The organism is Candidatus Nanopelagicales bacterium, from assembly GCA_018003655.1.
In the GTDB taxonomy this organism is placed as follows: domain Bacteria; phylum Actinomycetota; class Actinomycetes; order S36-B12; family UBA10799; genus JAGNDY01.
This window is the reverse complement of the sequence record JAGNDY010000005.1, coordinates 46480-54966: the sequence shown is the minus strand read 5'-3', so window position 1 is coordinate 54966 and position 8487 is coordinate 46480. Positions and strand designations below refer to the sequence as shown.

General features: G+C 62.5%; 9 protein-coding genes. 5 read left to right on the top strand and 4 right to left on the bottom strand.

The features are described 5' to 3' along the window. Positions 1–451, bottom strand: a 451-nt coding sequence (locus tag KAZ48_02310; protein MBP7971605.1) for a methyltransferase domain-containing protein, incomplete at its 3' end; no start/stop codon positions are given. Positions 452–705: 254 nt separating this feature from the next. Here KAZ48_02310 and KAZ48_02305 point away from each other — a divergent pair. The 4 genes from KAZ48_02305 to KAZ48_02290 all read left to right on the top strand — a co-directional run bounded on the left by KAZ48_02305 (position 706) and on the right by KAZ48_02290 (position 4248). Then, positions 706–1077: an SHOCT domain-containing protein gene (locus KAZ48_02305; protein MBP7971604.1), complete on the top strand. Its 372-nt coding sequence runs from the start codon at positions 706–708 to the stop codon at positions 1075–1077. A 13-nt stretch (positions 1078–1090) separates the two neighbouring features. Further along, on the top strand, positions 1091–2524 hold the full coding sequence (locus KAZ48_02300; protein ID MBP7971603.1) for a DUF2252 domain-containing protein: 1434 nt from the start codon (positions 1091–1093) through the stop codon (positions 2522–2524). 23 nt (positions 2525–2547) lie between these two features. Further along, positions 2548–3759: a hypothetical protein gene (locus KAZ48_02295; GenBank protein MBP7971602.1), complete on the top strand. Its 1212-nt coding sequence runs from the start codon at positions 2548–2550 to the stop codon at positions 3757–3759. Positions 3760–3843: 84 nt separating this feature from the next. Further along, positions 3844–4248 (top strand): DUF1801 domain-containing protein, encoded by a 405-nt coding sequence (locus KAZ48_02290; GenBank protein MBP7971601.1) that lies wholly within the window; start codon positions 3844–3846, stop codon positions 4246–4248. Between the two features lie 85 nt (positions 4249–4333). On the opposite strand, the gene KAZ48_02285 is transcribed toward KAZ48_02290, so the two are convergent. Then, entirely contained in the window at positions 4334–5290 is a 957-nt protein-coding gene (locus KAZ48_02285) for a zinc-binding dehydrogenase (protein MBP7971600.1), read from the bottom strand. A gap of 96 nt (positions 5291–5386) precedes the next feature. Between KAZ48_02285 and KAZ48_02280 the strand changes: the two genes are divergently transcribed. After that, complete coding sequence (locus KAZ48_02280; protein ID MBP7971599.1) at positions 5387–6337, top strand: SDR family NAD(P)-dependent oxidoreductase; 951 nt, start codon at positions 5387–5389, stop codon at positions 6335–6337. Here the strand turns inward: KAZ48_02280 and KAZ48_02275 are convergent. Both KAZ48_02275 and KAZ48_02270 read right to left on the bottom strand, forming a co-directional pair. Next, positions 6330–6731 (bottom strand): YjbQ family protein, encoded by a 402-nt coding sequence (locus tag KAZ48_02275; GenBank protein ID MBP7971598.1) that lies wholly within the window; start codon positions 6729–6731, stop codon positions 6330–6332. The two genes, KAZ48_02280 and KAZ48_02275, sit on opposite strands and share 8 nt — an antisense overlap. A gap of 6 nt (positions 6732–6737) precedes the next feature. Beyond that, positions 6738–8396 carry an MFS transporter gene (locus KAZ48_02270; GenBank protein MBP7971597.1) on the bottom strand — a complete coding sequence of 553 codons (1659 nt, stop codon included), beginning with the start codon at positions 8394–8396 and terminating at the stop codon, positions 6738–6740. Positions 8397–8487: the final 91 nt, after the last annotated feature.

The window sequence follows — 8487 nt, the reverse complement described above, 5'->3', positions numbered from 1 at the left end:
TCACCCGACCGAGTTCGTCGCACGCGCGAACGGGATCGACCCAATGCCACATTTGTGCCGCCAGGGCCGCTTCGGCGGATGCGTCGGGAAGGGGGATCTGCTCGGCCGATCCGGCAACCACACGCTCTTGGCCGATGTTGGCGGCGAGAACCTGGCGCATGCGTTCGTCGGGCTCGACTGCTGTGATTGCAAGCTTAGGATCGATGTGTCGCAGACGTTTGCACAGCTGGCCCGTGCCGGCACCGAGATCCACCACGTGAGTGATCGGTAGAAGCGCCTGCGCGAGGGCGTGCTCAACTGCGACATCCGGGTAGGTCGGACGGTAGCGGTCATATTCGCCCGCCCAGCCGCCGAATGACCGGGATCGCACGGCGAGATCTACTGGCCGCTGGCGGTCTGCGCCTGCGCGTTCAGGTGCGACGTGCTCGCCAGGCAACCGATCATTGGTCATTGGCGACGCCTCCCAACCGCACACTAACCCCGCTGCCGGGGACAAAAACTGCGCAAACCGTCGGAGAAATTCGTTGAACAGTAAACATCCGCCTCGGTCCACCCCGTTACGTCATTCACCCGATTGCCACGGCAAGGCTATTTCCTCGAACGCTGGGAAACCAGGGTCCGGGCTCCGAGTACGGCGGGGTTGCCCACGTAGGATCGTGGGGAAGTATTCAGTTTCCGACCAAACCCAACTGCGAGGCTTACTACATGAGCGACAACGTTTTCTATTCGATCATCACGATCTTCTTCATGATCATCTACTTCATGCTCCTCTTCACGGTGGTGTTCGACCTCTTCCGCCGGGATATGTCCGGTTGGTGGAAGGCACTTTGGTTCCTCTTGCTGCTCGCGATCCCGTTCTTCTCGCTGCTGGTCTACGTGATCGCCTACGGTCGGGGAATGGCTACCCGCAATCAGGAGATGGCCATCGCGGCGCAGAAGCAGCAAGCCGACTACATCCGCAGCGTTGCTGATACCGGCAGCGCAACCGATCAGATCTCCAAGGCGCAGGAATTGCTCAACGCGGGCGCGATCACCCAAGATGAGTTCAATGCGCTGAAGCAGAAGGCGCTGTCCTAGGAGCTCTAGCCCCCTGGACTCGAAACCAGGAGGCAGCGTGGCAGGTTCACGAGCACATACCCATCTGAGCGTCCCTGAGCGAGTAGCAAGGGGTAAGGCGGCCAGGGCCGAAGTTCCCCGGTCAAGTCAGGCAGGGTTTAAGGCGCTCGCGGATCGCCGCGATCCGATCGACATTCTGCAGGAGCAGGCGGCCACCCGCGTGCCGGATCTCGTTCCGATCCGGTACGGCAGGATGGCCGCCTCTCCTTTTGCCTTCTACCGAGGTGCGGCAGCAGTGATGGCCGCGGACTTGGCCTCCACCCCCGACAGCGGACTGCCCGTGCAGGCCTGCGGAGATGCGCACCTTGTCAACTTCGGTGTGTACGCGGCCCCCGACCGGAGGCTGGTATTCGACGTCAACGACTTCGATGAGACCAACCCCGGGCCGTGGGAGTGGGACCTCAAACGCTTGGCAGCGAGCATGGCGGTCGCCGGGCGCAGCAACGCTTTCACGGTCTCACAACGGGCGAGTGTGTTGTCAGCGCTGGTCAGCAGTTACCAGGAGGCGATGGTCGAGTTTGCCGGCCTGGGTGACCTTGAGGTCTGGTACGCACGGATGGAGATCGAGGCGTATATGCGGCGCTTCGCCTCCGAGGTGAGCAAGAAGCAAATCAACAGAGTGCGCAAGGCCCGGGACAAGGCCGTCGCCCGCGACAACCTGCAGGCACTCGAAAAGCTGACCGAGGTAGTTGATGGCAAGCCACGCTTCATTTCCCAACCACCCCTGATCGTGCCGATCAATGAGCTCTTTTCCTCAGACCAGGCCGACGCTGTCACCAGCGCTATCACGCAGGCGTTCAGCACCTACCGGCGCACGCTGTCCGATGACTGTCGCCACCTCTTTGACGCTCACGAACTTGCCGACATAGCCCACAAAGTCGTTGGCGTCGGAAGTGTTGGGACCCGCGCATGGATAGCCCTGATGTTTGGACGTGACGAAAACGATCCGCTGATTCTGCAGATCAAACAAGCGCAGGAGTCCGTGCTTGAGCCCCACACGGGCAGAAGCGCGTTCAGGAATGCCGGTCAACGAGTGGTGGCCGGCCAACGCCTGATGCAGGCGGCCAGTGACATCTTCCTCGGCTGGACGCGGGTCAAAGGCCCAGACGGCATCGACCGTGAGTTCTACGTTCGCCAGTTGCGTGATGGCAAAGGCTCAGCTGATATCGACGTCATGAATCCAGTCGCCATGTCGATCTACGCAAAGATGTGCGGTTGGACGTTGGCGCGTGCGCATGCCCGCTCCGGTGATCGCATCGCTATCTCCTCCTACGTCGGAACCGGAGCGGTCTTCGCAAAGGCAATAGCCAGTTTCGCCGAGGACTACGCGGACCAGAACGAGTTGGATCACGCGGAGCTACTGAAGGCCATCAAGGCGGGCAGGGTGAAGGCCCAACTTGGCGTTTGAGCGTTCTCAGGTGACAATCGAGGGTGACGTCTCGGGCAAGGCCGTGGGTATTCGGTGGAATCGCCGCGCTGGTTGCGCTCGTGGTGGTCTTCGCGGTCGTTGGTAACGGTGGCGGTTCCTCCGACGCTGCGGCAGATAGTCACGGCCACTCAGCCGGGGTTGCTATACCGGTGCCGGTGTCCTCCCCACTGCGAGCCGGCGAGCGATTCGAGACTTTGGGGCTGCCGGAGGGCGCCTATGAACCAACGGCCCAGAACGGCGGCACTGACGACTATCGGTGCTTCCTGGTCGATCCCGGCCTAACCAAGAAGACCACGTTGTCGGGCGTGCAGGTGTTGCCCGACAACAAGGCGATGGTGCACCACGCGATCCTCTACAAGGTCACGCCGGAGCAGGTGGCCGATGCGAAGAAGCTGGATGCGCAGTCGCCAGGTCAGGGATGGACCTGCTTTGGCGGCACCCTGATTCCGGCACCGAAGGGCACCGGAGCGATTGGTGAACTCGATGACGCGCCATGGCTGGCGGCTTGGGCGCCGGGGGGCAAGGAGAGCGTCAGCCGCACGGGGACGGGAACGGTCCTGCCAGCGGGCAGTCAGATCGTGCTGCAAATGCACTACAACCTGCGGGCGGGCACTGGCACAGATGCCTCGAAGGTTCAATTGCGACTGTCGGACAAGACCGCCGGCGTGACACCCATCCACACCATGCTGCTCCCCGGCCCGGTTGAGCTTCCCTGCGCGCCGGGCGAGACAGGCCTGCTGTGCGAGCGCAGCAATGCCGTGGCCGACGTGAGCCAACGCTTCGGTCCGCAAAGCGGTGGCACGATCGCGGGGCTGCAACTGCTCTGCGGAGGCGATCCGTTGAATCCTGTTGCTGGCTCCACGCAGCAGTGCACGCGACCGGTCAACCGAGACACCACCATCTGGGCCGCTGCCGGGCATATGCACTTGCTGGGCAAATCGATCGAGATCGACGTCAATCCGGGTACCCCGAGGGCCAAGACCGTGCTGGACATTCCGGTGTGGGACTTCGACAACCAGGGCGCCAAGCCACTGGCCAAGCCGGTCACGCTCAAGCGCGGTGACACCGTGCGAGTTCGTTGCACCCACGACGCCAAACTGCGCAGCCAACTGCCGTCGCTAAAGAACACTCCTGCCAGGTACGTCGTGTGGGGTGAGGGAACGACCGACGAAATGTGCCTCGGTGTGCTCGTCACCACCTACCCGAAGGCGTAACCGAACGTTCGGCAGGGCCATGTCTCGGTGTGTCGACCGGGCAGCATTGGCCAGATCCCCGTCGGGTCCCTAGGGTGCGGTGGCATGGCCGAACTGAAGACAAAGGCGAATGACGGGGACGTCAAGGCGTTCCTCGAGTCGATCGAGGACGCCACGCGTCGTGGTGATGCATTGGCAGTGTGCGACCTGATGTCTGAGGTCACCGGCGACGACCCGGTCATGTGGGGCCCGGCGATCGTTGGATTTGGTTCCCAGCGTCTTCGCTACGCCAGCGGCCGAGAACTCGACTGGATGAAGATCGGCTTCTCCCCACGCAAGCAGAACGTGACCATCTACCTGACTCAGGGTTTCGAGGCGCTCGACGAGGCGCTCGCTCGCCTCGGCCCGCACAAACTCGGGAAGGGTTGCCTCTACCTCAAGCGGCTCGCCGACGTTGACACCGATGTTCTGGCCGAAATCATCAAGAGTTCTTACGCACAGGCCGGCTGACCTCATCAGGTCGGTGAATAGTCGCTGCGGAGCGTCGAGATTCCACCACCCTGGCGCCCGATGTCCGTCAGAGAAACGATGGATGTCAGAGACTCGGGTTGAGCAGCAACTTCCCGACCGTCTTGCGCGAGCGCAAAGCTTCGTGCGCGGCGCGGGCGTCCTCCAGCGGGTACTCCCCGCCCGCGACAGCCCTCACCCGACCCTGCTCAGCGAGTTCGAACAGTTCAGTCATTGCCAGCCCGACGATGTCCCCGGGTAGTCGGAACGCGTGCGGTAGCCACATCCCGGCAATGGTGGTGGAGTGCTGCAGCAGGCTCGTCGGTGCAATCGGCTGGGGAGCTTGCCGGCTGGCCTGACCATAGAACGCAAGCCGACCGAACGGTGCCAGTGCTCGGACGCTCTCGTCGGTGATCCGACCACCGGTCATGTCCAGAATGACGTCAACGGCTCGACCGTCGTTGGCATCTCTGATCGCCATTGTCATGTTGTCGGAGTTTGAGTCGATGGCCACATCTGCGCCGAGCTCCAGCGCCAGCTCGCGCTTGCTTTCGCTGCTGGCTGTGGCGATGACGCGACCCGCTCCCCAGGCTTTCGCCAACTGCACGGCGATCGATCCGACTCCACCTGCGGCAGCATGCACGACCACGGACTCGTTGTAGGCCATGTGGGTGCTCTTACGCAGCAACAACCAGGCGGTGGTGCCTTGCACGATCATCGCGAGTGCGGTCAGGTCATCGATGTCGTCGGGGACCTCGTACGAGGTGAAGCGGGAGACGACTGCTCGCTCGGCGTACCCGCCACCGTCGATCAGGGACACGAACCGGCGGCCCTCGGGGTCGGTACCCACGACCTCGCCGCCGGGGATCAGCGGCAGCGACGCGGCGGAGAGGTAACTGTTCTCTGCCTGGTGGGTGTCGGCGTAGTTGACGCCAGCATGGCTGACATCGAGTAGGAATTCGTTCGCACCGACCGTCGGGTCGTAGACATCTGCTACCTGCAGAACCTCAGGTCCACCGAACTCGGTGATTTGGATCGCTCGCACGCCCCGGCCTCCTCGCGTTAGTTCCGATGGTCGAGTATCACAGGACTACGACGTTCGCGCAGGTGCGGCGTCGAACCCGTCAACCTGGGAGCAGACGTGAGCTGGAACGAATCCATGATTGGTGACCTGTCCGGCCGCAATGTGGTTATCACTGGGGCGAACTCGGGCGTGGGGTTTGAGGCTGCCCGGGAACTGGTTCGCCACGGCGCGCACGTGGTGATGGCTTGCCGCAACATGACGGCTGCCGAGCGGGCTCAGTCCACGATCGCTGGTGATGACAGTTCCGGCACAACCGAGATTGTTGAACTCGACCTTTCCGACTTGGACTCGGTCGCGCGGTGCGCAGCGGGCCTGCTGAAGGACGGCAGGTCGATCGACACCTTGGTCAACAACGCTGGCGTGATGGGTGGGCCCGAAACCTTCACCGCGCAGGGCTTCGAAATGCAGATGGGTACCAACCACCTCGGCCATTTCGCACTGACCGCTCGGCTGTGGCCACTGATCGTCGCAGCCGAGAACCCGCGGGTGCTGTCCTTGTCGAGTATCGCTAGTCGCAATGGATCGCTCACTGCGGCGATGACTCGCGACACCCTGGTCGCTCCGAATCCATACAAGGAAATGGCCGTGTACTCGAACACCAAACAGGCAACACTGTTGTTCTCCCAGGAACTCAGTCGTCGTGCTCAGGCCGCCGGACTCAATGTCTCCAGCATCGGAGTCCACCCGGGGGTCAGCTCCACCAATCTGCTCAGTCGACAACTGAAGGGTCGCGGCCTAGGTGTGCTGGCGCCGGTCGCCACTGGGTTCGGCAAGGTCCTGTTCCAGTCGGCCAAGGGAGGTGCTCGCCCGACAGTGATGGCGGCGACCGATTCTGGTGTTGGCAGTGGCGACTTCGTCGGACCAAGCCAGTTGGGCCAGATTCGCGGGACTCCGAAAGTCCTGACGCTCTATAGCCAGGGACGTGACGAGGCAACCGCTAAGAAGTTGTGGGAACTCAGCGAACAGGTCGTAGAGGTTCCCTTCGACGTGAGCGCTAGCGCTAGCTAGGCAGGAAGCTGAACCGGACCGATCGCTGCGGGTTATCGCCGTTGCTGTCAACGAGCACCACGGACTGCCAGGTGCCCAGCGCAAGTCGGCTGTCGATCACCGGGATCGTGATCGATGGGCTGATGAACGCTGGGACCACGTGGTCGCGCCCGTGACCACGACTGCCATGTCGATGTTGGTAGATGTCGGCAAGCGGAAGCAGTCGTTCGAGGGTGGCGTCCAAGTCCGGTTCGCTGCCAGCGCCGGTCTCCATGATGGCAACGCCAGCGGTGGCGTGCGGGACGAAGACGTGGGCAAGTCCATCGCCGCGACCACGGCAGAATTCACTCAACTCGTTGGTCAGATCAGTGACAAGCCGTTCGTTGGTTTGCAGCGAAAGCAGAGTGGTTTCCATGGCGCCTCAGGTTAGCTCGGGTTCAGCGACTGCGGCCTCAAGCTCCTCTTCCTGCTTGCTGTCCTTGGGAAGGCCGAAGGAGACCAACAGGCCGCAGAACACAAAGATCGCCGCGGTCCATGCCGTCCAGCGGGCCGAGTCGGTATAGCTGGCCTTGGCGTCGGCAACTATCGGCGCGAGGATCGGATTCTTGTCCATCGCAACGATGGACTGTCCGGCCGTTCCCCGCACCGAGTCGACCACCTGTGTCCGTTGGGCCTCGCTGATACCGGGGATGTTGTCGAGTTGATCGTTCAGCTCGTCGCCGAGTCCGCTGAAGAGCACTGCGCCCAAGACGGTGGCGCCGAGGGCGGAGCCGACTTGGCGGAAGGTGGAGGTCATTGCCGAGGCTTGACCCGATGAGTCCGGCGGCACGTCGGCCAGCACGACGTTGGTCAACTGGGCCGAGTCCAGTCCAACCCCCGCTCCGTAGATCACCAGCGGGATTGCCATCCACCACGGTGAGGTCACGGTGTTCAGACTCAGCCCAATTCCCACGATGCCGATGATCTCCAAGATCATGCCCAGTCGGACCACTTTCGTCGGACCCATCAGAGCCGACATGTGGCGCGCGCTGCCACCAGCTGCCAGCGTTCCGACCGCTAGGAATGCGATCAAAGCGCCAGTTGTGAGGGGGTCGAACCCGGCAACGCTTTGGAGCCACAAAGGCAGCACGAAAAGGATTCCGAACTCGCCCAGACTGACCACCAAGGCGACGATGTTTCCAAAGCCATAGCGCCGAATCCTGAACAGCGTCAGATTGATCAGGACAGAGGATCCTCTTCTCGCTCGATAGCGTTCCCATTTCAACAGGCTCGCCAGCAACACGATGCTGAGTACAAACGCGATCGGCACGACGGAGATTCCGCCGATTTCCAGCTTCACCGGTCCGAGACTGAATCCGGAGATAGCCGTCCCCCAGCCGTACTGCTGGCCCTCGATGAGTCCGAACACCAGCAAGGCCAGTCCGAACGAGGACAGCAGCACCCCGACGATGTCGACCTTGCGGACGCTGGCGACCTTGCTCTCCGGCATCGTCAGCAGCACAGCGATGCCAGCGATGATTCCAATGGGAATGTTGATGAGGAAGGCCCAGCGCCAGGAGAACTCCTCTGCGAGCCAGCCACCCAGCAGCGGTCCGAGTGCGGCCGCGCCTCCGAACACCGCTCCCCACAGCCCGAAGGCGACCGCGCGGTCCTTGCCGACGAACAGGACGTTGATAACCGCAATGGACGATGGCAGCATCATTGAGGCACCGACTGCCTGCACCGCACGCGCCAGGATCAGGATGCTCGGATCGCCGGCCGTTCCGCTGAACATACTGCCGGCAACGAAGACGATGATGCCGAGCACGAACAGCAGTCGGCGACCGTACTTGTCGGCCATCAAGCCGACGGTGATCAGTAGCGAGGCGAAGATCAACGAGTAGATCGAGTTCACCCACTGCGTGCCCGTTTGAGTCAGATCGAGGTCGTCGACCATGTCTGGTATCAGAACGTTGACGACGCTGCTGTCGATGACGATCATGGACAGGCCGAGCAAGAGCGCACTGAGAGCCCACCACTTGTGTTTGGGTGTGGGGGTCGCCGAGGAGGTCGAGCCAGCCTCGGCGGTTGCGGCGCTCATGGCCGTGAACCTACCGGGCCACACGGCCAGGATTCGCGCTCGCGCAAGCGCCTTACGCGCACCTGGGTGATGCCGGTCGAATCTGCAAAGC

Excerpts from the sequence above, each read along its gene's own strand:
- KAZ48_02305 (MBP7971604.1), top strand. The coding sequence starts at position 706 with ATGAGCGACAACGTTTTCTATTCGATCATCACGATCTTCTTCATGATC.
- KAZ48_02290 (MBP7971601.1), top strand. The coding sequence starts at position 3,844 with ATGGCCGAACTGAAGACAAAGGCGAATGACGGGGACGTCAAGGCGTTC.
- KAZ48_02275 (MBP7971598.1), bottom strand. The coding sequence starts at position 6,731 with ATGGAAACCACTCTGCTTTCGCTGCAAACCAACGAACGGCTTGTCACT.
- KAZ48_02270 (MBP7971597.1), bottom strand. The coding sequence starts at position 8,396 with ATGAGCGCCGCAACCGCCGAGGCTGGCTCGACCTCCTCGGCGACCCCC.